This window comes from Adlercreutzia aquisgranensis (assembly GCF_943193145.1).
GTDB lineage: Bacteria > Actinomycetota > Coriobacteriia > Coriobacteriales > Eggerthellaceae > Xiamenia > Xiamenia aquisgranensis.
The window spans coordinates 137,799-163,235 of the sequence record NZ_CALPDA010000005.1 but is presented as its reverse complement, the minus strand read 5'-3'; the positions used below and the strand labels follow the sequence as shown (position 1 = coordinate 163,235).

21 protein-coding genes and 1 tRNA gene are annotated in these 25,437 nt (G+C 64.3%); 19 read left to right on the top strand and 3 right to left on the bottom strand.

Annotation, left to right across the window (positions count from 1 at the left end; all coding sequences use genetic code 11):
- Positions 1 to 120 precede the first annotated feature (120 nt).
- The 8 genes from NFR41_RS04315 (at position 121) to NFR41_RS04280 (ending at position 6,871) form a co-directional block, all read left to right on the top strand.
- Entirely contained in the window at positions 121 to 366 is a 246-nt protein-coding gene (locus tag NFR41_RS04315; RefSeq protein WP_251230849.1) for a PIN domain-containing protein, read from the top strand.
- Positions 367 to 720: 354 nt separating this feature from the next.
- A complete protein-coding gene (locus NFR41_RS04310; protein WP_160213173.1) occupies positions 721 to 987 on the top strand; it encodes a ribbon-helix-helix protein, CopG family in 267 nt (88 codons plus the stop codon).
- 330 nt (positions 988 to 1,317) lie between these two features.
- Positions 1,318 to 1,686 carry a hypothetical protein gene (locus tag NFR41_RS04305; protein ID WP_160213172.1) on the top strand — a complete coding sequence of 123 codons (369 nt, stop codon included), beginning with the start codon at positions 1,318 to 1,320 and terminating at the stop codon, positions 1,684 to 1,686.
- Between the two features lie 352 nt (positions 1,687 to 2,038).
- Positions 2,039 to 2,590, top strand: coding sequence for a YtxH domain-containing protein (locus NFR41_RS04300; protein WP_160213171.1), 552 nt, complete (start codon positions 2,039 to 2,041; stop codon positions 2,588 to 2,590).
- 147 nt (positions 2,591 to 2,737) lie between these two features.
- The gene (locus NFR41_RS04295) at positions 2,738 to 3,835 is read left to right on the top strand and encodes a PRC-barrel domain-containing protein (RefSeq protein ID WP_251230848.1); all 1,098 of its coding nucleotides are present in this window, start codon (positions 2,738 to 2,740) and stop codon (positions 3,833 to 3,835) included.
- The gene (locus NFR41_RS04290; protein ID WP_251230847.1) at positions 3,825 to 4,577 is read left to right on the top strand and encodes a TVP38/TMEM64 family protein; all 753 of its coding nucleotides are present in this window, start codon (positions 3,825 to 3,827) and stop codon (positions 4,575 to 4,577) included. The genes NFR41_RS04295 and NFR41_RS04290 overlap by 11 nt, the downstream gene beginning before the upstream one ends.
- Before the next feature lie 558 nt (positions 4,578 to 5,135).
- Positions 5,136 to 5,399, top strand: a complete 264-nt coding sequence (locus NFR41_RS04285; protein WP_160662075.1) for a TM2 domain-containing protein — start codon at positions 5,136 to 5,138, stop codon at positions 5,397 to 5,399.
- Between the two features lie 269 nt (positions 5,400 to 5,668).
- Positions 5,669 to 6,871 carry a HipA domain-containing protein gene (locus NFR41_RS04280; protein WP_251230846.1) on the top strand — a complete coding sequence of 401 codons (1,203 nt, stop codon included), beginning with the start codon at positions 5,669 to 5,671 and terminating at the stop codon, positions 6,869 to 6,871.
- A 221-nt stretch (positions 6,872 to 7,092) separates the two neighbouring features.
- Here the strand turns inward: NFR41_RS04280 and NFR41_RS04275 are convergent, their stop codons facing one another.
- A complete protein-coding gene (locus NFR41_RS04275) occupies positions 7,093 to 8,328 on the bottom strand; it encodes a phenylacetate--CoA ligase family protein (RefSeq protein WP_251230845.1) in 1,236 nt (411 codons plus the stop codon).
- Positions 8,329 to 8,724: 396 nt separating this feature from the next.
- Here NFR41_RS04275 and NFR41_RS04270 point away from each other — a divergent pair, with 396 nt between their 5' ends.
- The 11 genes from NFR41_RS04270 to NFR41_RS04220 all read left to right on the top strand — a co-directional run bounded on the left by NFR41_RS04270 (position 8,725) and on the right by NFR41_RS04220 (position 23,791).
- Positions 8,725 to 11,433 carry a serine/threonine-protein kinase gene (locus tag NFR41_RS04270; RefSeq protein ID WP_251230844.1) on the top strand — a complete coding sequence of 903 codons (2,709 nt, stop codon included), beginning with the start codon at positions 8,725 to 8,727 and terminating at the stop codon, positions 11,431 to 11,433.
- Positions 11,434 to 11,734: 301 nt separating this feature from the next.
- Complete coding sequence (locus NFR41_RS04265; protein ID WP_251230843.1) at positions 11,735 to 13,042, top strand: Na+/H+ antiporter NhaC family protein; 1,308 nt, start codon at positions 11,735 to 11,737, stop codon at positions 13,040 to 13,042.
- Positions 13,043 to 13,179: 137 nt separating this feature from the next.
- A complete protein-coding gene (locus NFR41_RS04260; protein ID WP_251230842.1) occupies positions 13,180 to 13,734 on the top strand; it encodes a hypothetical protein in 555 nt (184 codons plus the stop codon).
- 108 nt (positions 13,735 to 13,842) lie between these two features.
- Positions 13,843 to 14,334 (top strand): RNA polymerase sigma factor, encoded by a 492-nt coding sequence (locus NFR41_RS04255; protein WP_251230841.1) that lies wholly within the window; start codon positions 13,843 to 13,845, stop codon positions 14,332 to 14,334.
- A gap of 119 nt (positions 14,335 to 14,453) precedes the next feature.
- Positions 14,454 to 15,203 carry an anti-sigma-I factor RsgI family protein gene (locus NFR41_RS04250; protein WP_251230840.1) on the top strand — a complete coding sequence of 250 codons (750 nt, stop codon included), beginning with the start codon at positions 14,454 to 14,456 and terminating at the stop codon, positions 15,201 to 15,203.
- Positions 15,204 to 15,622: 419 nt separating this feature from the next.
- Positions 15,623 to 16,873 (top strand): MBL fold metallo-hydrolase, encoded by a 1,251-nt coding sequence (locus NFR41_RS04245; protein ID WP_251230839.1) that lies wholly within the window; start codon positions 15,623 to 15,625, stop codon positions 16,871 to 16,873.
- Between the two features lie 127 nt (positions 16,874 to 17,000).
- Entirely contained in the window at positions 17,001 to 17,468 is a 468-nt protein-coding gene (gene purE, locus NFR41_RS04240) for a 5-(carboxyamino)imidazole ribonucleotide mutase (protein ID WP_251230838.1), read from the top strand.
- A gap of 114 nt (positions 17,469 to 17,582) precedes the next feature.
- Positions 17,583 to 19,901, top strand: coding sequence for a thiamine pyrophosphate-dependent enzyme (locus NFR41_RS04235; RefSeq protein WP_251230883.1), 2,319 nt, complete (start codon positions 17,583 to 17,585; stop codon positions 19,899 to 19,901).
- Positions 19,895 to 20,590, top strand: a complete 696-nt coding sequence (locus tag NFR41_RS04230; RefSeq protein WP_251230837.1) for an indolepyruvate oxidoreductase subunit beta — start codon at positions 19,895 to 19,897, stop codon at positions 20,588 to 20,590. Before NFR41_RS04235 ends, NFR41_RS04230 begins: the two co-directional genes overlap by 7 nt.
- A gap of 1,107 nt (positions 20,591 to 21,697) precedes the next feature.
- Positions 21,698 to 22,702 (top strand): DUF1177 domain-containing protein, encoded by a 1,005-nt coding sequence (locus NFR41_RS04225; protein ID WP_251230836.1) that lies wholly within the window; start codon positions 21,698 to 21,700, stop codon positions 22,700 to 22,702.
- A 120-nt stretch (positions 22,703 to 22,822) separates the two neighbouring features.
- Positions 22,823 to 23,791 (top strand): aminopeptidase, encoded by a 969-nt coding sequence (locus NFR41_RS04220; RefSeq protein WP_251230835.1) that lies wholly within the window; start codon positions 22,823 to 22,825, stop codon positions 23,789 to 23,791.
- On the opposite strand, the gene NFR41_RS04215 is transcribed toward NFR41_RS04220, so the two are convergent.
- Positions 23,788 to 24,495, bottom strand: coding sequence for a helix-turn-helix transcriptional regulator (locus tag NFR41_RS04215; protein ID WP_251230834.1), 708 nt, complete (start codon positions 24,493 to 24,495; stop codon positions 23,788 to 23,790). The genes NFR41_RS04220 and NFR41_RS04215 overlap by 4 nt on opposite strands.
- A 500-nt stretch (positions 24,496 to 24,995) precedes the next feature.
- Positions 24,996 to 25,079, bottom strand: a tRNA-Leu gene (locus NFR41_RS04210).
- Positions 25,080 to 25,437: the final 358 nt, after the last annotated feature.

Below are 25,437 nucleotides of genomic sequence, written 5' to 3'. Positions count from 1 at the left end.
GGGTGCTTCTTCGCCGCTTGTCTTGTCGGTAGCACCCAGGCATTGCTGTGTCTAGATGCTGCAATGCGCCCGCCTCGGGGCGAACCGGGCGTTTGGCGGAGAAGAAGCAGGCTTGCCACGGTGAGGAAGTTCGCCCACGTTGGGCTGATGGGCGAAGACGTGATTGATGCTGCATTGCGGTCGTCGTGGGACGACTTCGAAGACGCGTGCCTGTATCAGTGCGCGCTTCAGGTGAAGCCCGACGTCATCATCACGCGCAACGGGAAGGACTTCGAGCGCTCGCGCATTCCCGTGCTCACCTGTGCCGAATTCTTCGACTACCTGGAACAGGAAAAGGGCCTGGTCTACGAGGAGATGCTCCTGTAGAGCTGGGGTGTCGGTCGATGTACCCAAATGTTGCTTGGGCGTTCACGGGTTTTGCAATACAATAGTCGCAGAAAGGAGTCCCGGTGGCTTCGACTGGCGTTCATCCTAGAGTTTGCTTGCGCCATCCGGAGCTGAGCGAAGACGATGTGCTTGCTGCGTGGAAGGGAGTTATCGCTTCGAGCCCGAGGCTGCAGAAAGACCGCGACGAGTATGTTGCAGTCGGTTTCGACGGCAACGGGCGGCTTCTGGAAATGGTTGCCGTACGGGGCGTGAATGGGCATTGGCTGATATACCATGCGATGACGCCGCCTTCGGCAAGAACGCTTGGAGAGCTTGGGATGGGGAGGTAGAGCTATGGAGTTTAAAACTGCAGATGGAACCATCCTCACCGATGCGGATTTCGACAAGATGGCGGAAGAATACGAGAACGGTTCCTGGGAGGGTTGCGGCAAGGTGACTTTGGGCCGGCCGAAGCTGTTTGACGAGGAAATGGAAACCGTGTCGTTTCGGATACCGTGTTCGCGCATCGAGGCGGTAGAGGCGGTATCGAAGCGGTGCGGCATCAGCAAGTCCGAGTTCTTCCGGCGCGCAATCGACAGGGAACTGATTGCCTTAGGCTGATATTCTCCGAGATTCAAGCATACGCAGAACGGGCTACGAGAAGCGCTCGGAATTTGCCGCTGCCAAAAGCTGCTTTTCTTGGTTGCTAGTCTGGGGCGCTTGACGGAATCGCAACAGGTTGGTCAATGGTTAGCTGCGGCGGTGCTGTTTGCGAAATGCGCTTCTGTTCTGGTGATACGATGATTGAACAAGTCATCAGGACTTCCTGGCGCCGGTGAGCCGATGGGCTGATGTAGCCGTCAGTGCGACTGACGGCGTGGTCCGCTGCACCGTCGGCGCGGTGAAGCGTCTACCGGTGCTGCCAGGTGGTTTCGGGGTAAGGAGCTTATCATGGCAGAAGCGAAGAAGGTCCAGCTGGACGAGCAGGCGACCGACTACGAGCTAGGCGTGGAGGCGAAGTACGCGAAGCTGGCCCGCGAAGCGCTGAGCGCGGGAGAAGAGGACCTGGCGCGCCAGTACCTGGAGCAGAAGGCCCGCGCGGAAGCTGCGGCCATCGGCGAGCAGGAGAACTACGACGCCGATCGCGCGGCTGCGGCGGCAGGCAAGCCGGTCGAAGGCGAGTTCGACGGTCCGTCGGATGGCTCTTCGGTGGTGCAGGTGAAGGGCGCCGACGGCGTGCAAGCCTCCAACGTGGACGTCCGCGCCAAGGTGGATCAAGAGCTGGCGGCTCTCAAGCTGGAGATGGGTTTAGACCAATAGGTTTCGGCAAGCTCCCTGATGCGCAACTGAAATCTAACGGTGCGAAAACGAATCGTAGAACGGCTGTGTTTTCGGAAGCAATTATGGGCGCACAACGTATAATAAACGGACCTGCAAAAGGCTGCGGATTCGCTGACCGATTGCTTGGCGCTGCTCGACATACTGGCTGAGCGGCGGGCTTGGAAAACTCGGACAAGCCTGCAGCGCAGACGGTAGCGGCGGCGGGAGCGCGGGCGGCAACCCGCGAGCTGGGGCAGGTGACAAGTTGCAGGCGTTTGCGGATGAAGCTGCAGCCTGCGGAAACAAGCAAGATGTTTACTATCGGGTACTGCAACAAGCCAAGGAGGACGTTATGGCGAACAAACTCGGTTTCTTTCTAGCAGGTGGCCTTCTGGGTGCTGGTCTGGCGCTTCTGTACGCGCCTCGCGCCGGCCAGGAGACCCGCGCTCTGGTGTGCGAGAAGGTGAACACCGCCTGGGGCGAGACCCAGGAGTTCGGCGCTCAGGCCGCCGAGCAGATCAAGCAGGTCGCCGAGCAGGCTCAGGCCAAGGGTCAGGAGTTCGCTCAGGCCGCTCAGGCCAAGGGCCAGGAAGTGTATGGCCAGGCCGCTAGCCGTGTTCAGGAGGTGGCCGAGCAGGTGAAGCCGGCGTTCTCCCAGAAGAACGACGAGCTGCGCGACAAGATCGACGCCGCCCGCGCCCGCATCGCCTCCCAGGTAGCCAAGAACGCCGAAGAGGCCCAGGCTGCCGCCGAGTCCGCTATTCCCGTGGCCGCCACTCAGGTGAGCAGCGCCGTGGACAAGGCCGCCGAGGTGGCCAAGGACGCTACCGACGCCGCTGCCAAGGCCGGCGAGAAGGTGGCCGACAAGGTCGACGAAGCCGCCAAGGACGCTCAGCACAAGTAAGCTTCCGCAGGCGTGCGAACTCGCACAATCCTTGAGATAACCTAAAGGAATACGCAAGAAGCGGCTTACCCGTCAGCGCGTGTGCGTGGGGAAAGCCGCTTTTTGCTATAGTCGTCGGGCGCGAAGGCGCAACCGGAGGAAACGGACATGGCCACTCAACTCATCACCACCCACGAACTTGAAGGCACTCGCGTGCTGGGGGGCAAGAACGGCACGAAGCGCATCGGCAAGGTGCGCCGTTTCGTGTTCGCGCCCCGGGCCAAGCGCTGCATCGGCTTTCTGGTGAAGCGCCCCGACGTGCTGTGGATGTTCCGCCGCAAGGACATGTTCGTGTCCATCAAGGGCTTCGACTGGGTGGACGGCCGTATCGTGGTGCGCAACGAGCCCGACGCCGCCGACCGCGGAGCCATCAAGGCCATGGGCCTGAACTGGGACGAATGCGTGCTGTGGCTGGGGCTTCCCGTGGTGACCGAAAGCGGCGAGTCGCTGGGCATCGTGGGCGACGTCATGTTCAACCAGCGCACGGGCCTGGTGGAATCGCTGACCACCGACAGCGGGGCTACGGCCAATGCCATCTTGGGCAAGCGCACCATCCCCGCCGACGAGATATTGGGATTCCGGAAAGGCGTGGGCGTGGCGCTGGCCGAGGTGGGAAGCGAAGGCGTGCAGCAGGAGGAGGGCTCCGTGGAGCTGGGCGCCATCGTGGTGACCGACGCAGCGGCGACTCTGAACGCCGAAGGCGGCGTGGCCGAGGCGGCCGGCAAGGCGACGGCGGTGGCCGTGGACAAGGTGCACAAGACCGTGGACAAGGCAGTGGACAAGGCGAAGCCGGTGGTGAGCGACGCGGCGAAGGCGGCCGGCGAGGCCATCAACGCCGGCGCGCGGGCCACGGGCGAGCAGATTGCGAAGTCGAAGACCATGTTCTCCGATTTCAAGGAAGAGTACGACAAGGCTTCGGGGAAGAAGGCGGCCGCGAAGAAGCCGGCCGCCGGCGCCAAGAAGTCTGCGGGGGCATCTACGTCCTCGGCGGCGAAGAAGGGCGCTTCCGGCGGGGCGAAGAAGTCCTCGTCGGCGGCAAAGCCCGCTGGCACCGCCGCGAAGAAGGCTGCCGCTACCAAAAAGCCCGCTGGTGCGGCGAAAGCTGCCGGCACTGCGAAGAAGGCGGCTCCCAAGAAGCAGCCGCCCAAGAAGAACATGTTCGAAGCGTTCAAGGAAGAATACGATAAGGCGCGCCATGACGACTAAACAACAGCAGGACCATCCCACCCAGACCCAGCCGACCGTCACGATTTTCGGGCGCACCATGCCCAAGGGCGACCTGGTGAAGTTCGGCGGCCTGATAGCGTTCTTCGCCATCGTGGTGGCGGTATGCCTGCTGGTGTGGCCCTACGTGGCCGAGATCTTCGAGCCGGGCGGTGTGGACCGGGTTATCGCCGATGTGCGCAATGCCGGCCCGATTGGGTTCCTTATCCTGCTGGGCCTGCAGTTTCTGCAGGTGGTTGTGGCGTTCATCCCTGGCGAGGTGGTGCAGCTGGCGGCCGGCATGATGTACGGCCCGTGGCTGGGGGCGCTGCTCATCCTGATCGGCTGCGTGATCTCCAGCGCGTTCATCTACGAGCTGGTCAACCGCCTGGGAGCCCCGTTCGTGCAGTCCATGGTGCCCGTCAAGTACATGGACAAGTTTCGCGAGTTCGAGAAAACCGGCAAGCTGAACAGCATCGTCTTCATCCTGTTCCTCATTCCCGGCATGCCCAAGGACGTGTTCACCTACATCGTGCCGCTGACCGACATGCCCCTGCGAACGTTTCTGCTGCTCACCACCATTGGCCGTATCCCTGGCGTGGTGGTGTCCACTTATGCGGCCGACGGGCTGCTGGACGGACGCGTGATGGAGAGCGTGGTGCTGTTCGTGGTGCTGGCGGTGATCGCCGTGGTGGCCATCCTGCTGAAGGACAAGCTGATTGCGCTGCTGAGCGGGAAGAAGTAGAAGGTGACAGGGTACGTGGTCATAGAAGGCGGTCAGCAGGGCACCGATGCCGAAGAGCGTGCTGCTCGGGCACAGGACGCAGAGGCGCCGGAGCAGGCGACTTCGACGGGCAAAGCCGAGCCGTCCTCTGCGGCGGTGTCGGGGCCGTCGGTTGTGAGGGGCGGCGGCGCTGCCGTTGATGGCTGCTCCGAGCCGCTCCGATGGGTCCCCTATTCGATCTCCGCTGGCGGCGTGTCGGCTACCGGGTCGTTCCGTCCGCCCGAGCCGCCTACCCAGGAGGTGCTGTACGGTCCGGGTCCCGATGCCTCGCCCATCCCCCCCGAAGGCTACCGTCCTCACGAGGCGCCCCCTGCATCGTCGGCGCGCGTGCCCGCTTCCTCGGTTTCGCCTGTTCCTGGCCCTGATCCTGCGATGAGGTACGCGCCGTGGGAGGATGGCGGCGGCCCTTGGCAGCCTGCGTCTGCTGCGTCTTCCGAGGCCCCTGCGCCTCCTTCGGCTTACGCCGCGTACGTTTCGCCTGCGACACCCCCCCCGTTACCGGTACCTTCGGCATCTGCAGTGCCCCCGAACGCCGCTGACCGCAACGTGGCGGCGGTGCTGGCTATTCTGTTCGGCGCCTTCGGCGTGCACAAGTTCTATCTGCGCTACTACGTGCCCGCCTTCTTGATGCTGGGTATCACATTGCTGGGCGGTTTCGTGTCGCTGCCCCTGATGAGCTGGGCGGTATGGGTCGTGGCTATTGTCGAGGGCGTAATCTACCTTACCAAGTCGCAGGCGCAGTTCTACCAGACCTACGTGGCGAATCGTCGCGAGTGGTTCTAGCGGGCAAAAGCTGCTCGCAGGCTGCCTGTTGCGCTGTGGCTGGATGCCGCTCGCGGCGTGCGGTGCCGGCTGGTTGTCGCCGGACCCTTGGCAGTGCACAGCGGGAGGGTTCTGCGGGAAATCGTGCAGAACCCCCTTGTCGTGCGCTGTCGTTTAGTAGCGGCTGTCGAACGGTTGCGAGCCGTCGAGTATAATGGGCGCACCCGCCGGAGCGCACGACCTCGGCGCGGGGTGACCTTGGCCGGCTGATCGCAGAGAAGGAGACAGGCATGGCTCACGCGCACTACACGCTCATGAACAAGAACACGCCTGTGCTCTCTTTCGAATACGACCTGGGAGAGCATCAGGTGCTGCGCATCACCGAGCGACACAACCTCGAGTTCGCTCCCCTGGGCATGGCTGATCGCCATGGCGAGATCTCGAAGCACGAGCTGAACTCGTGGTGGCGCCACCGTGCCATTCCGGCGTCGCGCGACCAGGTGAAGCGGTTGCTGGAGAACCTCAGCTTGGAGAGCACGCTGGTGCTTGCCGAGAAGAGCTTCGGGCTGTCGCTTTCCGACCGCTACTGGCTTAACGACCAGGATTGCCCCACCACGTGGGACGCCGTGAACTTCTTCGACAATGATTTCACCGACGACCTGGGATTTCTCACGCTCGGGCAGGATCAGGGAGGCTCTTCGCCCGAAGCGCCCGACTACACGACCGTAACGCTGTCGTCCCCGAACAGCACGCTCGGCGGCGACTTGCAGAAGAAGTGGAAGATCGTGAACGGCAAGCGCGTGCTGCTGAAGGCGGGCTACGGCTTCGTCAATCAGGAGCCGTACAACGAGGTGGCCGCGACAGAGCTGCACCGCCGCCTGATGCGCGAGGGCGAGTACACCCCCTACACGCTGTTCGAGGACGGGCGCCGTGTGTATTCTGCCTGCGAGAACCTGCTGGGGCCCGACGAGGAGCTGGTGGCCGCGTGGGACCTCATCCGCAACGTGAAGCAGCCGAACAACCTTTCCGACCTGCAGTTCTACGTGAAGCGTTGCGTGGATGTGGGTTTGGACCGCGACGAGGTGATGGAAGGGCTCGCCAAGATGTTTGCCGCCGATTTCGTGCTGGCCAACCGCGACCGTCACTATCGCAACTTCGGCGTGGTCCGCAACGTGGAGACGCTGCGGGTCACGCGGCTGGCGCCGGTGTTCGACACAGGGTCGTGCTTATGGTCCAACGCCGAGTTTTTGGAAGTGCCGGGCGATTTTCTGTACCGAGCGAAGCCGTTCAAGTACAACGGCATGGAGCCGGCCGCCCAGGTGCGCCTGTTCGAGGGGCGTTTCGGCTGGTTCGACGGCGATTCGCTGGAGGGCTATCCCGAAGCGGTGCGCGACATCCTGGCCAAGAATCCCAACATTCCCGAACGCCGTATCGAGACGGTGATGAAGGCCGTGGCCGAGAAGGCGCGCGTGCTGAAGGTGATTGCGGGGTAGCTGGCGCAGCAGTGCTGCGAGCGGCCCTCTTCCGGCTTTCGGCGGTGCACAGCGGTGGCGCGAGCAGTCTCCTTCCGGGCCCTTGGCAGTGCACAGCGGGAGGGTTCTGCGGGAAATCGTGCAGAACCCCCTTGTCGTGCACTGTCGGCGGCCCGATGGGGGAGTTTTGGGTGTGCACTGTCGGCGGCCCGATGGGGGCAGCTTCGGGTGTGCGCTGTTGTTTAGTAGCGACTGTCGAAGATGCGCTTGGTCTTTTTCTCCGACCGCGGCAGCTCGCCCATGGGCACGCCCTTCGCATCCGGCGTGCAGCCTAGCTTCGCTTTGAAGATCATGGCCAGCTCTTCCTCGCAGCGGGCTTTCGCATCGCCTTCGAGCGGTGTTTCGAACAGCACCGTGAGCACGTCCTTGCCCGAGATGTTCTCGATCATCACCTGGTACTCGCTGCTGGTGCCGTCGGTGCACTTGATGACTTCTTCCACCTGGGCGGGGAACATGTTGCAGCCCTTCACCTTGAACATGTCGTCGGTGCGGCCCACCAGCGTGTCGATGCGCGGATGCGGGCTTCCGCAGGCGCAGGTGCCGGGGATGATGCGGGTGAGGTCGTGGGTGCGGTAGCGGATGAGCGGTGCGCCCTCCTTCTGCAGCGTGGTCAGCACCAGCTCGCCTACTTCGCCGTCGGGCAGCGGCTGGCCGGTGTCGGGGTCCACCACCTCGATGTAGACGTAGTCGCTCCAGATGTGCATGCCGGCGTGCTCGTCGCAGGAGATGCCGATGCCCGGGCCGTAGATTTCCGTGAGCCCGTAGATGTCGTAGATCTGGATGCCCAGCTCGTTGGCTATGCGGTTGCGCATCTTCTCGCCCCAGCGCTCGCTGCCGATGATGCCCTTGCGCAGCTTCAGCCTGTCGCGCAGCCCGCGCCGCTCGATCTCCTCGGCCAGCAGTAGGGCGTAGGAGCTGGTGGCGCCCAAAGCGGTGGCGCCCAGGTCCTCCATCATCTGCAGTTGCTTGTCGGTGTTGCCGGGTCCCATGGGGATGGCCATCATGCCCATGCGCTCGGCACCTAGCTGAAAGCCGATGCCGGCGGTCCATAGGCCGTAACCAGGAGTGATCTGGATGCGATCAGTGTTGGTGAGCCCGGCCATTCGGTAGCAACGCGCGAACTGGATGGCCCAGTCGTCCACGTCTTTCTGGGTGTAGGGGATGATGACCGGCGTGCCCGTGGTGCCGCTGGAGCTGTGGATGCGCACCACGTCCTGGTCAGGAACCGCCTGCAGTCCCAGCGGGTAGGCGGCGCGCAGATCGTCCTTTTCCGAGAAGGGCAGGCGCTCGAAGTCGGCTTGGGTGCGGATGTCGTCCAGATTGATGTCGGCGAACTTCTTCGCGTAGAAGGGGCTGCGCTGCTTGAGGTTGCGCAGCTGCTTGGTGAGCAGGGAGAACTGCTCGTCGGTGAATTGCATGGCGGACCTTTCGTGGTGGGAGGGCGGCGCAGGGGCGCACGCTCTCGGATGCGAAGTCTCTCGGGGTCATCATAGCACTACACGCGACTGCGAGCAGTCGCATGCGGCCCGCTGCCTGACAGGTCGCTTCGCGATTTGCTAGAATACATTCACAACGGGACGGTAAGCGACGAGCTCACGCAGGTTATTCAGGAACATGTTGAAGATGCGAATTCCGACGGCCCCTGGGTGGAGGAGGCGCGCGAGATGCTGACATACGAGCAGGTTCTCGAGGCAGAGAAAAGAGTCGCGCGCAGCTCCGTCGAGTTTTCGGATGGCAGCCTGCGGGTATGTGCAGGGTGAGCAAAGGAAGAGCAGCGAACAGCCCATGCGGACGCGAGCGGCTATAATACGCCCATGACCAACGACCAGCTCATATTGAATCGCTACAAGCCGCTTTCCCATGCGGGAAGCGGGGGGTTCGGCTCTGTGGTGGTGGCGTGGGATACGCGTATTCAGCGCAAGGTGGCTATCAAGACCATTCAGCTGTCCGAGCGCGATGTGGCCCGGGCTGCTCTTCCAGGGGCCGATGCGGTGAGCGAGCGGTTTGCGCCGCAGCGGCAGGGCGCATCGCAGGCAGCGGCAGCCGATGGAATCGCCGGAGCTTATGGCGGATCCGCCGAGCAGCTCCCGTGGGAGAGCGACGACGAGTACCGACGCCGGATACTCGCAGAGGGCCCTGAGGATGCAGAGGCGGGAAAAACCGCAGCGGCCCGGGCTGCGAGTGCGGATGGCGGTTCGGAAAGCCAAGGCGCGCACGCGGAATCTGCTGCGGGCTCAGTTGAGGCAGGTGAGTCACAGTCTCCGGCTGTGATGTCCGCATCGCTTCCTCGGCCCGGTCGTTACTCTATGCAGGTGCCGGAAGCGGCCTACGGAGCGTTGGAGGGCGGCCCGGCTATCGGCGATCTTCTGGCCGATGCTCCTTTGACCTGGGCAGCCGCCGAGGGAACTGTGATGGTTGAGGGCGGTCGCGTGGTTGCCGTCGCGCCTGCTGCGGAGCCGGCGGTGGCCGACTTGCCCAGCGGGCCTTCCGACGACGAGGCGCCATGGGGCTACGATGCGTCTGGCGCGCGAATTCCTGGGACGTTGGTCATGGAGCGCGAGCGAGGCGTCGCTGACGACGAGAGCGACGAAGGGCTCGACCCGCGCGAGGCGGCGCTTCGCGCGGCGGCAGCCCAAGAGCCCGAGCTGGGGCCCGACGGGCAGCCTTTGGTGAGGGCGCTCGCCCACGTGCCCGGCTTGGACGAGGCGCGTACGGCGGCCACCCTCAACGACGAGAGCATCGTAGGCGTTTACGACTTCGAGATTCGTGATGCCACGGCCTACCTCATCATGGAGTACGTGGAGGGCCTAACTCTCACCCAGTTTGTCAGCGTATACGACAGCACGTTGACCCTGGACATGATTGCGGCGGTGCTGCAAGCGGTGTCGCGGGCGTTGGGCGTGGCGCACGAGAACGGCGTTCTGCACCTTGACATCAAGCCGGATAACGTATTGATTAATGCGAAAGGCCAGGTCAAAGTAACCGATTTCGGTCTTGCGACCTTGGCCGACGCTGCAGGGCAGGGAGTCGCGGGCGGTGGAACCATCGGCTATATGCCTCTGGAGCAGATGCGTCAGCAGCCGCTCGACGTGCGATGCGACGAATGGGCGCTTGCCTCCATGATGTACTGGTTGCTAGCTGGCTCGAACCCTTTCCTGGCGCGCGATCTGAAGGGCGCCGAGGCGGCAATCGAGAACGCCGAGCTGGTGCTTCCGTCGCTGTGCTGGGAGGATATGGCGCCAGAGCTGGACGACGTGGTGTTCCAGGCGCTCGACCCAGAGGTGGACGAGCGATTCGACAGCGTTCAGGAGTTCGCCAAAGCGCTGAAGCCGTTTCTGGGCAGCGCGAAGAAGGGCAAAAAGCAGCTGGCCGAGCTGGTGGATGCCGAACTGCGAGGCGACGTTGAAGAAGAGGAGCCGCAGTTCGAAGACGAGCTTCCCGTTGAGGCGGGCTGGCCGTCGCGCGAGCCCGGGTTGCCCCTGTGCTATCGCATCACGCCGTGGCATCGGGCCGTAGGCGCCGCGGTTGCGGGGGCTGCCGGCAGCGGTGTGCTCGCCGCCTGCGGATGGTCTCTTATGGATATGACTAGCGGGTTTGCAAACCCGCTGTTCTGGGGGTTGTCCGGCTTGGTGGCGTTGGTGGGCGCCCTGTCTCCGTGGGTGGGAGCGCTCATCGCCTGCGTGGTGCTGGGGGTGGGCCTGGTGATCGCCAACGCTCCGGCCCTTGGCGTGGTTGTGGTGGCCGCAGCCGTTGCGTGGGGCCTGTACTGCGGGCGCGATTCGTCGGCCCAAGCCAATGCGGGGCTAACGTTTCCGCTGGCGGGATGGGCGGGCTTCGGCATGCTGGCCCCCTTGATGGCCGGCTTCACCGCCCGGCCGCTGCGCGCGTTGGCTACAGCAGCTTTCTCGTGCTTGCTGGCGCTGACTCTTTCCTCCATAGGATTGGCGGTGGACGCCGCCGGTGACGGCGACGGCGCGGGGGGCTTTGCGGTGGAGGCGCCGGAACTGCCGTTCGAGAGCTACGACCTTCCAGCCGCGTTAAGCGCGGCAACGGTGACGAAACAGGCTGGCGGCAGCACTCAGCTCCCGGAGAAGCGCCAGGCAGAAGGAACGGATTCAAGCGCCGCGGCGACGGGGCTGCAGGTTGCTCCTACGGTGGGAAGCGTTGTTCCCTGCGACATTCAAGGGGCGGTGTTTGCCCAGCTGACAGCCCCGCAGATGTGGGCCGTGGTGGTATCGTGGCTTGCGGCGGCCGTACTTCTGTCGCTCGTGCGGCTGCGTCGCTCCCGGGCTGCGGCCGTTACCGGCGTGGCGGCTGCTGCCGTGGTGTTGGGCGTAGGTATTTGCGCTGCGGCGTTTTTGGCGGCCGGGGGTAGGAGCACCATGCCCTCGCCCTGGTCCATGGCGTCCTTGGTGGGATGCGTGGCGGTCATGCTGGTGGCTTGCGCCGCCATTCCCGCGTACAGCTATACCGACGATGCCGACGTTCCCGAAGACGCAGAGGTGGAGAAGTCTGCCGAATAGCGGGAGCAAGTCGTTGCCCGAGGCGTTGCTTCCGCCGCCTGCTTGCGTCGTCGTCTCTGCCGCCTCTCGCGCCGCCGTCTCCGTTGTCGGCGCCGCCTTCGTCCGGGTTCTTCCAGCCACTTTCGCCGGCTTGCACTCGCGGGCGTTGCAGACGCGGCCCGTTGCCCCTCGTCGGCGCAGTGGCCCCTGTGGCGCATGCGCGGAGCTGCGTTCTCTTGGCGGTGCTATGATTGCGTTTCATTTGATCGTCGCCGTGCGAGCGCGGTGATTCGTAAGTTGCGAACCGGCGGGAGGAGTCTGCATGCAGAAGGGTAACGTGAAGGCCTTGCTGCCCATCGGGGTGTTCCTGGTACTGTATTTGGGACTGGGCGTGCTTTTCGAGTACGGCATGGGCATCTCCATGGGCTTCTACAACATTCCCATTGTGGTTATCTTTCTGATAGCGCTTATGGTGGCGTGCTTCCAGAACCGGTCGCTTTCCTTCGACCGCAAGCTCGAGATCATGGGCACCGGCGTGGGCGAGAAGACCATCGTCACCATGATTCTCATCTTCATGGCAGCCGGCGTGTTCGTGGGAACTGTAGGCCGCGACAGCGCCGAGAGTGTGGCCTATTTCATGCTCACTATCATTCCGCCAGAGTTTTCCGTGGCGGTGCTTTTCGTGGTCAGTTGCTTCGTGTCGCTTTCCATGGGCACGTCGGTGGGCACCATCACGCTTATCACTCCCATCGCCATCGCGGTGTCGAACGCTTCGGGTTTCAGCTTGCCGCTGTGCGTGGGCAGCGTCATGGGCGGCGCCATGTTCGGCGATAACCTGTCCTTCATCTCGGATACTACCATCGCCGCATGCCAGGGCCAGGGGGTTCCCATGCGCGATAAATTCCGTGAGAACTTCCGTATCGCCATGCCGGCTGCTTTGGTGACACTGGTGGTCATTCTGGTCCTGAGCCTCAGCCAGCCGCCCGCCGGCGCGGTGACCAGCGACTACGACCTCATCCAGCTGGTGCCGTACCTGATCGTGCTGATAGGCGGCATCGTGGGCGTGAACGTGTTCGTGGTGCTGTTGCTGGGCATCGTGTCGGGCTCTGTCATCATGGTGGCCACGGGCGCAACGGCCCCCACCGATTTGCTTGCGAACATGGGCAGTGGCGCAGCGGGCATGTTCGAGACCACCATGGTGGCCGTGCTGGTGAGCGCCATTTGTGCCCTCATTCGCGAGAACGGCGGCTTTGCTGCCCTGCTGAATGGGATAAAAGGCATGTTCAAGAGCAAGAAAGGCGGCCAGTTGGGCATGGGGCTGCTGGTTCTGTGCATGGATGTGGCCACCGCCAACAACACCGTGGCCATCGTTATGGCGAACCCGATTGCGAAGGACATGGCCCAAACTTACGGCATTTCGTCCAGTAAGACGGCCAGCCTACTGGACACGTTCTCTTGTATCAGCCAAGGCGTGATTCCCTACGGCGCGCAGATGCTGGTGGCCCTTGCCGCGTGCGCCGAGCTGGGAGTGGGCGTTTCGGCCTTCCAGGTGATTCCCTTCCTGTTCTACCCGTTCTTCCTGCTGATAAGCTCGCTTGTGTTCATCTTCTTCATACCCGAGCGCCGTTAAAAACGGGGGTACCTGTGCTATGGGCGTGCCCGTTGCGGATTGTGGCGAAAAGGTGAAGCGCTAACTCGATTGCAAGGAATCGGCATTCTGAATCGTGTTGCTGGTAGAGGACAACCGAAGATTCAAGGAGACGACTGATGAAGAAGCGTTCGATTGGCGTTGTAGTTGCAGCAGCGGTGGTGGCCGTGGCCGTGGTGCCGGTTCTGGCGTTCGGCGCTGCCGGCTGGTCTGTGAACGGTCCAGCCCGTGGCAGCGGATGGTCGTGTGAGGAGGTTCCGCAAGTTGTGGAGCTGGGAAAAACCCAGGCACAGTTAGGAAAGCTGGAGCTATCTCAGCGCATCGATGATGCAGCTGGTCAAGCGGGCGAGCGGGCATCCGGCCAGACGGAAGAGCCGCAGACCGCTGCTCCGGTTGCAGCATGTCCCGGATTCGAGGATGCAGACGGCGATGGCATCTGCGACCATTGGGAGGCAGGCGCTTGCCCGTCCGAGCACTGGTGCGGCAATGACCAGGGCGACTATGGCTGCGGCAGTGGCTATGCGGACGCTGACAACGATGGCGTTTGTGACCGTTGGGAAGAGGGTGTTTGCCTAGGCGGTGGCCACGGTTATGGTTCTGGTGCCAGCGTCGGTAACGGCCGGGGTGCAGGCCACGGTCACGGCCACGGCGGCAATCATGGTCGCTGCTGGTAAGAGGCGGTCGTAGGGGCTGGGAGAAGAACCGGCTAGACGACCAGGGCGTTCCTGCTGATAGCGGGTTTAGAGAGGCTGTCACAAGCGGCGAGTGGCGTTGAGGGGAATATGAGGTCGGCGAAGGACATAGAAGGGGCCATGACGGCGCATGCCGATGCGGTATGGCGCGCCTGTGCCTTGCATTGCGCCTCCCAAGCCGACGTTCAGGATGCGTTTCAGGAGACATTCATCAAGTATGCCCAGGCTGACGGCACGATGTTTGCGGATGACGAGCATCGCAAGGCCTGGTTGCTTCGCGTGGCTATAAATCAGTGCAAAGACATGCTTCGCGCCCGGTCGCGCTCGGACGTGTCTTTGGATGAAACGGTTGCGACAGTCGAACTGGTCTCATCCGACGGCGTGGTGCAGCCAGGGTCCGTGCTGTTCGAGGTGGCTGAGGCCCTGCGCTCTCTCGACGATCCGCCGCGCACGCCGTTGTACCTCTCGCTGTGCGAAGGGTATACGGCTCCGGAGATTGCGGAAGTAGTTGCCGCGCCGGTGAACACGGTGTACTCGTGGATTGCCCGGGGCAAGCAGCAGCTGAGGGAGGTACTGTCATGAGCTTCAGCGAACAGCAAGTGAGGCAGGCCTTCGAGCAGCTTCACGCCCCTCGAGCCGCCATTGACGCAACTCTTCAGCGTATCGAGCAGCTGCGGACGCAGGAAGAGGCGTCGCGGAGCGTGGAACCAGCTTCCAGCAAGGACTTCCGGGTCATTCGCTCCTGCGGTCGGACATGGCGCGTGGGGCTGGCGGCGGCGTGCGTTGCGCTGGCTCTTGTGGGCGTGCTGGGTGTGGGGTGCAAGCTCTACTTCGAGCCAACCGCCTATGTGGGCATAGACGTGAATCCGTCCATCGAGCTGGGGGTTAACCGGTTCGACATAGTGGTGGAGGTTCGTGGCATCAACGAGGACGGCGAGGCGGTGCTTCAGCAAGCGCCGCTGCTCTACAGGTCCTTTGACGAGGCTTTGGAGCTGCTGGGCAAAAGCGAAGCGTTTCGCGCCTCTGTGGAATCGGCCGCCGTCATGGAGATAACGATCAGCTCCGACAACGAGGCGCAAACCCAGCATCTGTGCATCCAGGGCGACCGTTTCATCGAGGAAATGCCCTGCCACGGCACGTGCAGCCATGCGAGCGACGAGGATCGTCACGAAGCCCATAGCCACGGCATGGGTGTTGCTCGCTATCAGGCTGCCCGGGAGCTTCTGGCTTTGGATTCCAGTCTCACTATGGAAGATTGCGCCGCCCTGTCCATGCGCGAGCTACGAGACCGCATTGCCGCCTACGAGATGACGGAGACGGCAGACGAGGAGTCGCCGGCCGGAAGTGGCGAGGAGGGGGAGGCAGCTGCCGACCAGGCTGCCGGCAACCATCACGGTCAGGGACTGGGTGGCGGCCACGGGCGCGGCGGGCGCGAGCGACATGGAGGATAAGGGTCCGAGAAAGACTGGACGTTCCCCGTTCGCAGCAATACCTTTTCATGTTGCCGTCAGCTTCCCAATTGCGGTTGCTGTTGTTTACCCCTGCATTGCGGAAAGTACGCGTGGACTTTTGGCTTGCCGGCCATTGCTTCTGCCAGGGAAACCGTCCTGTGCGGGTGTTGAGCTGCTGCAGGGCCATGGGGTATTATGAGCCAAAACGAGGGAAGGATCATGCTTTCCGAAGGGCGGATTCGGGGTGCGATATGGGCTGGTCGCGGCATTGCTTGGTTGGTTTGAGGCGGGCGGGAGTTTCGGCTCTTACCTTTATGACGTTGGCGGTGTTGGCGGTTACGCTGTGCGCTTGCTCTGGCTCGCAGGCTGGGGAGAAAGCTGATAACGGCGGGCCTTCCACGGTGGCGCAGGCTCAAGGGGTGGCGGATTCGGCGGGGGAGGGCGCGGGGAAGGCGAACTCGAGCGCGTCTAGCCCGGAGGGGTCGCTGTCGATTGCTGAAAAGAACGGTGTTGCTGACACCAACGGGAACGTTGCGCGGCCGGGCGATTCTGCCAGCAAGGCGGAATCTTTTAAGGGCGACGCTGACACGTCCAGTGCCGCAGGAGGGTCGGACCAGGCTGCGGCAGCGCCGGAGGTTCCCGATGGCTCCACCTTCTCCGTTACCTACTTCGACGTTGGCCAGGGGGATGCGGCCCTAGTGCAGTGCGATGGGGCCTACCTGCTGATCGACGGCGGCCCGCCTAGCGCTTCCAGCCTGCTGTACTCGGCGCTTAGCCGCGAAGGCATCTCCTATTTGGATTACGTGGTGGCAACCCATCCCGATACCGACCACACCGGGGGCATAGCCGGCGCTTTGGAGGTTGCCACGGCGGGTCGGGCGTTCTGCTCGGCGACCCAGGCCGAGCAACGCTCGTTCAACGCCATGGCCGACCGCCTGAGCAGCCAAGGCGTTTCGCTGGAAGTGCCCGAAGTGGGAGATTCGTGGGAATTGGGTAGCGCGCTTGTGCAGGTCATCGGCCCCGTGACCCGCACTGACGATGGCGACGCGAATAATGACTCCATCATGCTGAAGATTACTTACGGCCAGACGGTGTTCGTGTTCGCGGGCGACGCTGATTCCAACGAGGAAAAGGGGGCAGCAACCTTCTTGGACGGTTGCGACGTGCTGAAGGTGGCCCATCATGGGTCTGCAGGCTCAAGCTGCTACGCTTTTTTGCGTGCTGCTCTGCCGAAGAACGCGGTGATCAGCTGCAGCAACGACAACTCTTACGGTCATCCCACCGACGACGCCCTTTCTCGCTTGCGGGATTGCGGCACCGCGGTTTACCGCACCGACATGCAGGGAGACATCGTGGCGGAAAGCGATGGCACTGCGGTCACCATGTCCGTTGCGCGCAACGCCGATGTCGACACGCTAGTTGCGGGCCCAGGAGGGGGCTTGGGTGCTGCGGGCGGTTCGTCGGGCGGTAACGGCGCCAGTGCTGCCGTCAACGAAGGCTCCGACGACTCCAACAGCGCCGCGGGGATTTACATCGGCAACAAGAACTCGAAGAAGTTCCACCTGCCCAGCTGCTCGTCGCTTCCGGCCGAGCATAACCGCGTGTACTTCTCTTCGCGCGACGAAGCCGTGAGCGCCGGCATGGTCCCCTGCAAGCGCTGCAACCCGTAGGCAAAGGCAGGAGCGCGCTGCCTTCTCCCGGGATGTTTCACGTGAAACATCCCGGCTCGTCGCCTGGTGACGGCGGGAGCGCTACACTGGTCGGCAGCATCGAACAACCCTGCGGAAAGGAATTGCTATGGCTTGCGAGAGCACACCGGTTGTCGGCATCATCATGGGGTCGCAGTCCGATATGGCGGCGATGGAGCCCTGCATGGCTCAGCTCGACGAGTTCGGCGTTCCCTACGAGGTGGTGGTCGCCAGCGCTCACCGCAAGCCGGCGCAGGTGCACGAGTGGGCCTCTACGGCGGCTGGTCGCGGTATCCGCGTCATCGTGGCAGCGGCGGGCAAGGCTGCGCACCTGGGCGGCGTGGTGGCTGCGTACACGCCGTGCCCGGTTATTGCGGTGCCCATGAAGACGAGCGATTTGGGCGGCTTGGATTCGCTGCTGTCCATGGTGCAGATGCCCAGCGGCGTGCCGGTCGCGTGCGTGGCCATCAACGGCGCGAAGAACGCGGCCATTCTGGCGGTGCAGATGCTGGGAACCGGCTGCGACGAGGCGCGCCAGAAGATCGTCGATTTCAAGGCGGCCATGGCCGAGGCCTAGGGCGCGTGTTCGCTGTGCGGCGCCCGCCATTCCCGCAGCCCATGCTGTCAACGGGCCGCCGTGGTGGCGCAAGCGCCGCGCTGGCGGATTGCTAGGGCAGAAGCGAGAGAGATGATGACGAAGAAACTGCTGATGGGCAACGAGGCCTTCGCCCAAAGCGCGCTGCAGGCGGGCGTGGCCGTGGTGGCCGGCTACCCGGGGACGCCGTCTTCCGAGGTGATCGAAACCGTCGCGAAGCTGCGCGCCGCGGGGAAGGCCGAGGGCGTGTATGTGGAATGGTCCACGAACGAGAAATGCGCGCTGGAGCTGTTGGCCGGCGCCTCCTACGCCGGCGCGCGTACGCTCTTTACCTGCAAACAGGTGGGGCTGAACGTGGCAAGCGATGCGCTCATGAGCCTGAACTACGTGGGAGTGAAGGGCGGCATGGTGCTGTTCGTGGCCGACGATCCAGGCCCCATCTCGTCCCAGACCGAGCAGGACACCCGTCGGTTCGCCGCCTTCGCAAAAGTTCCCGTGCTCGACCCCGCCACGCCCGAGCAGGGCTTTTCCATGATGCAGGCTGCCTTCGAGCTATCCGAACGCTTCGGCACGCCGGTGATCGTGCGCCCCACCACGCGTGTTTGCCATGCTTCTACGTTCTTCGACGTAGAGGAAACCACCCGAGCGCTGCCGGTTCCCCCGGAAGGTTTCCAGAAAGACCCGCGCTGGGTCATCTTCCCGAAGCGCGCGTTTCAGGCCCACGGCGAGATCAACGAGCGCCTGCGCCAGATAGCCGAGCTGTTCGCTACCGATCCGGAGCTGATGGCCTTCAACCCCATGGAAGACAGGCCATGGGCTCTGTCAGGGGACGGGGATGATGACATATCGGCGGCGCTCGGCACGACCGAAGCGGATGGTTCGCTGCGTCCGCGGATGGGCATCGTTGCCGGCGGCGTGTCGGCGGCCTATGCTCGGGAAGCGCTGCGCATGCTGGAGCAGCAGGCGGTGCGCGCGGGCAGGCAGCTGTCGCCTTACCGCTTCTGGCAAGTGGGCACGCCCTACCCGTTCCCCAGCACGCTGGCCGACAAGTTCCTTGAGGGGCTTGACCGGGTGCTGGTGCTGGAAGAGCTCGACCACGTGCTGGAAGACGCGCTGCTTGTGCGGGTCGGGCAGACCGGCCGCCCGGTTGCCGTGTGCGGGAGGCTGACCGGCCATGCCCGCGACCGCGGCGAGAACGACGTAAACGACATCGCCGAACGACTTGCGCGCTTTCTGAGCGCGGGGGGCGCGGGGGAGGATGCGACTCCGTTGCAGGACGGCCCTGTCGACCGAAGCGGGGATGGCCGGGCCGAAGCGGCTGATTCGGCCGAAAGCGGGCTGCCCTCTACGCCGGCAATCGAAGTCGCCGAGGCCGGTAGCTCTCGGGCTTGCGTTCAGACGGCCCCCCTGAAGGCCGGCGATGGTGCGTGCGGGTTCGACCCGCCCGTGCGTCCGCCGGTGCTGTGCGCCGGATGCCCGCACCGGGGCAGTTTCTTCGCGGTGAAACGGGCCTTGGGCAAGCGCGATGCGGTGCTCTGCGGCGACATCGGCTGCTACACCCTGGGAAACGCCCAGCCTCTGGACGCGGTGGACACGTGCCTGTGCATGGGGGCCGGCATCACCATGGCCCAGGGCTTCGCCGTGGCTGAGCCGCAGAAGAAAGCCGTTGCGTTCGTGGGCGACTCCACATTCTTCGCCAGTGGTTTGCCCGGCATGGTGAACGCCGTGTACAACAATCACGACATCACGCTGGTGGTGCTGGACAACGCTACTACGGCTATGACCGGAAGCCAGCCTCACCCGGGCACCGGCGTCACGCTTATGGGCCAGCGCCACGACCCCGTCCAGATTCGGCGGGTGCTGGAAGCTATTGGTGTGTCCTGCATCGTGGAAGCGAACCCGCTGCAGCTGGACGAGGCCGCAGCGGCGGCACGGGAAGCGCTGGAGTTTCCCGGGCCGTCCGCCGTCCTGTTCGTTTCCCCCTGCATCCAGCTGGCGCCTGCGGGCAATCCGCTTGCGGTCGACGCCGAGCGCTGCACCGGCTGCAAGCGCTGCATCATGTCTATCGGATGTCCGGCCATCGGGTTCGATTCGGAAATCGCAGGAGCGCGCAGCGGCAAGCGCGGGCAGGCGATCGTGGACGAGTCGCTGTGCACGGGCTGCGGGCTCTGCGTATCGCTGTGCCCTGCGGATGCGCTGGGACCGGCGACCCGCCTCGCCGACGCCGCCGTGACCGGGGCAGCGCCCTTTGAGCTGCAGAGCCAGGTGCCGCGTTCCGCATCGGATGCGGACGGTCCGTTTGACGCGCCGTCGGCTTCTGGGCGCAACAGCGCGGCGCTCGGGCAGGCGCAGGCCCTTGCGGCGGCGGATCGCTCCGAGGCCTCCGCATCGACGAAAGGCGGTGCTCCATGCTAGAGGTCCTGCTCACCGGCGTTGGTGGCCAAGGCACCGTGCTGGCTGCGAAGGTGTTGGCCCAGGCTGCGCTGCGGAAGGGATGGCAGGTGCGTACGGCCGAGACTATCGGCATGGCCCAGCGCGGCGGCAGCGTGGTGTCCCATGTGCGCATGGGCACTCAGGGCGAGGCGGTTCACGGGCCTCTGGTGGCGAAAGGGAGTGCTGACGCCATCATCGCGTTCGAGCCGGCCGAGGCGGTGCGCGTGCTTCCGTACCTGGCGCCCGACGGCAGGGTGGTTACGGCCTGCACGGCGATTCAGCCGGTGTCCGCTGCCTTGTCGAAGCACCCCTACCGCGCCCAGGATGCGCTGGATTGCTTGCGCGCACGCTTGGGCGAGGACGGCTCGGTTGACGCTCCTTGCCTGGCTGCCGCGGCGTGCTCGGTTGGCGCAAGCGCCTCGGACGGCGCAACCCGATTGGGCGATCATGGACGGTCGGCGCGTTCGTCCCGGCTCGCCGTGGTCGACGACAAGACGCTCTGCCAGCAATTGGGCACGCGCAAGGCGCTCAACATGGTGCTGCTGGGACGTGCGGCCAGCATAGGGGCGCTCCCCTTTACCGCGGAAGAGCTTGTCAGAGCCATGGCCCAGTTGGTGAAGCCGCAGTTCGTCGCATTGAACGAGCAGGCCATAGCCCTTGGCATGGCGTAGGGTCGCTGCCGGCTGCGGCAGCGGACGCTGCAACTTGCCCAGCTGCGGCGGTCGGCTCAGGCGGACGGCGCGGTCACTGTGCTTGCAACAGCGGACGTTGCGATTCGCCCAGCTGCGGGTGCTGCAGTTGGCCCCTTCCCCGAGCGGCGCACGCTGCCTAGCTGCAAGCCCTGCGGTTCGCGTCGGCCGCGCATCATGCAGCGCGTTAATCGCGGGCGCTGCGGTCCGACCCGCATCCTCTAGCGGCGACCTGCTGCGATCGCATTCGCTGAGGCGCAGACGATGCGGCATGCGGTTGCAAGCCGCGCTTTGCGGTTGAGGGTCGATGCGCTTGCGCTTGATGTAACGGAAGACGTTTGTGGCAGCCGAGTCTTGCCATAAACGTCTTCCGTTACAAAAAATCGTACACAACCGTCATCCGTTACAGTGTTTTTTGCCACAACCGTCATCCGTTACATCGAGCGGCTCATGCAGCATCGGCTGCGCTGTCGGGCCTCGCGGGGGGCATCGACTGCGTTAGGCTGTCGGGCTTCGCGGGGGGGCATCGACTGCGTTAGGCTGTCGAGCTTCGCGCGGGCTGCGTCGACTGCGCTGGGCTGTCGGGCTTCGCGGGCTGCGTCGACCGCGCTGCGCTGTCGGGCCTCGCGGGGGCGTTGGTCGTGGTGGCCCGTCGGGCCTGCCGATCGCTGTCGGCTGCGTTGGTTGGTTCGGCCGCCCTGGCTGCTGTCCGCCGTCGGCTGCAACGGCCAGCCCGAGTCGCTGGACGCTGTCTGCACCGGGCGCCCCTAACACCGTGCCGATTTGTCGCTTTTGGGCCGGCGGCTTTTCTCATGCTGGGCGAAAGCGTCATAATGGCACTCGAAAAAGCTGCAGGCTGGAAAGCGGCATTCGCATGGCATGGCTCCAGTGTGACGCGCTGCTGGCGCGTTGCACGGGAGGCAAGCCATCTCGGCAGCCCAGCGCGACCAAGACTCCGGCGGCCCAGCGCAGCCGATGCCCAACGCAGCCGAGACCCGATGCGACCGACGCCTTAGCGACCCAACGCAGCCGCTGCGCCGCCCGCCCAACCTGATTGCGGCCATGAGGCGAAATGGAAAGGACAGTCCTATGATCTATCGCCAGTTGCTCGACCTGTTTGATATTCTGGACAGCCCCGCGGCTAGCGGCCAGGCCGTCGTCGACTACCTCCGCACCATCGACCCCGCCTGCGATGCGGAAACCTACACGCTTACCGGCGAGAAGGGCTCCACGGACATGGTCCGCGTGCGCATCCCAGGTTCTTGCGGACGTGCGTCTGGCGGCAGCGCGCCCACTATGGGGCTGTTGGGCCGTTTGGGCGGTCTGGGTGCGCGGCCCGAGCGCATCGGCTTCGTGTCCGACGGCGACGGGGCCCTGTGTGCTCTGGCTTGCGCGGCGAAGCTTATCGACATGCATGCCAAGGGCGACGTGCTCCCCGGCGACGTGTTCGTCTCCACCCACGTGTGCCCTCACGCCCCCACCGCGCCGCATAAGCCTGTGCCGTTCATGGGCTCGCCGGTTTCCATGGCGGAAGTGAACCGCGAGGAAGTGGCCGGAAGCGCCGTGGCTTCGCAGGGATCCTCCGGCGCCGCAGGACAGTGGCCCCTGGACGCCATCCTGTCCGTAGACACCACCAAGGGCAACCGCATCATGAACCATCGCGGTTTCATGATTTCGCCCACGGTGAAGGACGGCTGCATCTTGCCTGTGGCCGACGACCTGGTCACCCTCATGGAGATCGCCACCGGCCGCCCCGCCCGCACGTTCCCGTTGTCGCAGTTCGACATTACGCCCTACGGCAACGGGCTCTACCATCTGAACTCCATCCTGCAGCCGGCCACGGCCACCTATGCGCCGGTGGTGGGAGTGGCCATCACCACCGAAACGGCTGTTCCCGGTTGCGCGACGGGCGCTACTCATCTGTCCGACGTTGCCGAGGCGGGCACGTTCATGATCGAGGCGGCGAAGGCCTTCGGCGCCGGCGACTGCCGTTTCTACGATGAAGACGAGCTGGCCCTGTTCCACAAGCGCTACGGCGAGTTCACCGTGCTGCAGGGCATGGGCGCCCTTCCGGCGGAGAATCCCAACGCGTAGGGCAGGGCTTCGGCCGCAAGGCGCATGGGGCGCACGAGGCGCTGCGGTGCGCGCAGGCGATCGTGCGGAAAGCAACACAGGAAGGCGCCGTCTGGCGGCGCTGCGGAGGAGGACGCGACAATGGATCAGGGATTGCTGGCGCGGGCGCGGCAGATTATTGCAGTGAATCTGGCGCTTAAGCCGGAGGAGTCGCTGCTAGTGGTGGCCGACGACATCACGCGGGAAGTGGGCAAGCTGTTCTACGATGCGGCGGAGGCCATGGGCCACGACGTGCAGCTGATCATCATGCCCGAAGGCAAGGTGGCCGGCCAGGAGCCTCCGGCCGTGGTGGCTGTCGCCATGGCTGCGGCCGACGTGGCCCTGTGTCCCACCAGCAAGTCCATCACCCATACGCAGGCCCGCATCAACGCCGCGGCCCAGGGAACGCGGGTGGTCACCATGCCCGGCGTGACCATGGACATGCTGCGCGAGGGAGCGTCCTGCGCTGACTACTCCCAGGTGGAGGCGCGAACGGCGGCGGTGTCGGCCATGCTGACGGAAGCGAGTACGGCGCGTATCCTGAAGGACGGCCACGAGATGGTGCTCTCGCTGGCCGGGCGCCCGGGCGTGGCCAGCCCCGGGGTGTATCGGACCCCGGGCGCTTCGGGCAACTTTCCTTCCGGAGAAGCTTACATCGCCCCTGTTGAGGACGGCGCGCACGGTACCATGGTGGTAGACGGCTCCATGGTGGGCATCGGCGCGCTCACGCCGGGCTGCCCGCTTACGCTCACGGTCGAGGCAGGTCGGCTGATGTCCGTCGAAGGCGGCGACAACCTGGGCCCCTACGCCGAGCGCTTGCAGGTGCTGTTCGCAAAGCCGGAGAACGGAACCATCGCCGAGCTGGGCATCGGCACCAACGAGCAGGCGAAGCTTTCCGGCATCATCCTTGAGGACGAGAAGCTCTACGGTACCGTGCACCTGGCCTTCGGCACCAACGCCTCGTTCGGCGGGGTAACCCATGCGGACTGCCACTACGACGGCATCATCCTGAAGCCCACGCTGTATCTGGACGACACGTTGGTCATCCAGGAGGGGGAGTTCGTCGCTTAGCTGTCGAAGGAGAAGCTGCGGATAGCGTCGCTGCGCACGGCGGGCCGCTCGGATATTTCGAGATTCTCCATGCGGTCCATGCGGAAGGTGTCGAAGCGCTCATCGGCTTCGTTCCAGCAGGCGAGGTGGTAGGTGCCCTCGGCGTATGCGATGGCCACGGGCGTGTGGGTGTGAGACGTCGACTCGCCTGCGGTTTCCGCCCCGCCTTCGGGCGACGGGGCTGCGTAGTCGAACGTCACCTGGCTTTTCGCGGCGAGCGCCCTATGCGCAAGGTCGACGTTGCCCAGCACGCTCTCGCTTTTCTGGCGCACGCGGTTGCTTACGTGCACCGGCCGCGCAAGTTGGCTGCGCTGCGACGGAGAGGCCATCTCGCGGATGGTGCGCACGAGCGCGTCGGCCTGGCGCTGCGTGACGAACGGGCAGGCCTGTACGGTGTCTACCAGGATCTTCAGCTCGGGTAGCGAGAAGCTGCGCTTCACGATGGCGTACTGCACGGGGTTGCGCTGGAAGGTTCTCACGTCCAGTCCGAACTGCCGCAGAAGGTCAAGGTCGCGGTAGACGCTTTTGCGCTCTGCCTGGATCCCCTGCTCGTTCAGGCGCTGGATGATATCGCTCATGGAGAGGCCCTGGGTGGCGTCTGTTTCGTCTTGCAGCATCTGCGTGATGCGTAGGAGCTTCAGCTTCGCCTGCGAGTTGGCTGTCATGGCAGGGTCCTTCGCTTTGCGTTAGTCCAACAGGTCAGTGCCGGCCAGGCGCGTTCCGCCTGCGGGCTGATTGGGCTCTCGTGGCGCATTCCTGCGTCGCGCGGGCTTAGCTGGATGAGAGCGTACGTGTGCATTGTAGTATGTTGCGCAACAAATCAAGCCGTAGTTTCGGGCTGGTGCATCCATTTCGATTCGAATACTCATATTTAGCCTATGTCAGGGGGACGGGGATGATGGCATGACGGTGCCGGGCGCGCTGCAGTCGGCGGGGAGACGCCGGGTGCCGCGGCGACGGGGGTGATGCGCATGTCGTGCGCATGTCGGGGGGACGCGGCGACGGGGGTGATGGCATGTCGTGCGCATGTCAGGGGGACGGGGATGATGGCATGACGGTGCCGGGCGAGCTGCAGTCGGCGGGGAGACGCCGGGCAGGAGGCCGGGTGTCCCGTGGCTGGGGGTGCTGAAAAAGAAGAAGCTCCCCGAAGGGAGCCTAATTTCGGTGGTACCCGGAGTGGGACTCGAACCCACACACCTTGCGGTATCGGTTTTTGAGACCGACGCGTCTGCCATTCCGCCACCCGGGCGCGCGAAGAAGCGCTAGCGCGTAACGAAGCACTATAGACGAAGCCGCTTTATTCGGCAAGTGCACATTGCCCCGCGCGGAACCGGTTGCGCCTCCATGCGTTCGAAAGGCGCGGCTAGGCGAGGGGGTGCGAATGCTGCGGCTTGGCGGGTGCAAATGTCTACTGCTGCTGTAGGGTTGGGGAATGCAGGAGCTTTGGTACGGGCTGAAAGCATGTGCTGAACGTGATTGTGAACCATGAGTTTGCAACGTGGAAAACCATAACCTGAAAAGCGGGGAAATCTGGAGCCTCAAGTTGACAAAACACCTAAACAAACAGCCTATACGCATGGCGAAAAAGAGTGAATAAAAGGTGCCAA

Bases quoted from the DNA above. Each gene is read 5' to 3' on its own strand.
- NFR41_RS04310 (WP_160213173.1), top strand. From the start codon at position 721: ATGGAGTTTAAAACTGCAGATGGAACCATCCTCACCGATGCGGATTTC.
- NFR41_RS04305 (WP_160213172.1), top strand. From the start codon at position 1,318: ATGGCAGAAGCGAAGAAGGTCCAGCTGGACGAGCAGGCGACCGACTAC.
- NFR41_RS04300 (WP_160213171.1), top strand. From the start codon at position 2,039: ATGGCGAACAAACTCGGTTTCTTTCTAGCAGGTGGCCTTCTGGGTGCT.
- NFR41_RS04295 (WP_251230848.1), top strand. From the start codon at position 2,738: ATGGCCACTCAACTCATCACCACCCACGAACTTGAAGGCACTCGCGTG.
- NFR41_RS04290 (WP_251230847.1), top strand. From the start codon at position 3,825: ATGACGACTAAACAACAGCAGGACCATCCCACCCAGACCCAGCCGACC.
- NFR41_RS04280 (WP_251230846.1), top strand. From the start codon at position 5,669: ATGGCTCACGCGCACTACACGCTCATGAACAAGAACACGCCTGTGCTC.
- NFR41_RS04275 (WP_251230845.1), bottom strand. From the start codon at position 8,328: ATGCAATTCACCGACGAGCAGTTCTCCCTGCTCACCAAGCAGCTGCGC.
- NFR41_RS04270 (WP_251230844.1), top strand. From the start codon at position 8,725: ATGACCAACGACCAGCTCATATTGAATCGCTACAAGCCGCTTTCCCAT.
- NFR41_RS04265 (WP_251230843.1), top strand. From the start codon at position 11,735: ATGCAGAAGGGTAACGTGAAGGCCTTGCTGCCCATCGGGGTGTTCCTG.
- NFR41_RS04260 (WP_251230842.1), top strand. From the start codon at position 13,180: ATGAAGAAGCGTTCGATTGGCGTTGTAGTTGCAGCAGCGGTGGTGGCC.
- NFR41_RS04255 (WP_251230841.1), top strand. From the start codon at position 13,843: ATGAGGTCGGCGAAGGACATAGAAGGGGCCATGACGGCGCATGCCGAT.
- purE (WP_251230838.1), top strand. From the start codon at position 17,001: ATGGCTTGCGAGAGCACACCGGTTGTCGGCATCATCATGGGGTCGCAG.
- NFR41_RS04235 (WP_251230883.1), top strand. From the start codon at position 17,583: ATGACGAAGAAACTGCTGATGGGCAACGAGGCCTTCGCCCAAAGCGCG.
- NFR41_RS04230 (WP_251230837.1), top strand. From the start codon at position 19,895: ATGCTAGAGGTCCTGCTCACCGGCGTTGGTGGCCAAGGCACCGTGCTG.
- NFR41_RS04225 (WP_251230836.1), top strand. From the start codon at position 21,698: ATGATCTATCGCCAGTTGCTCGACCTGTTTGATATTCTGGACAGCCCC.
- NFR41_RS04220 (WP_251230835.1), top strand. From the start codon at position 22,823: ATGGATCAGGGATTGCTGGCGCGGGCGCGGCAGATTATTGCAGTGAAT.
- NFR41_RS04215 (WP_251230834.1), bottom strand. From the start codon at position 24,495: ATGACAGCCAACTCGCAGGCGAAGCTGAAGCTCCTACGCATCACGCAG.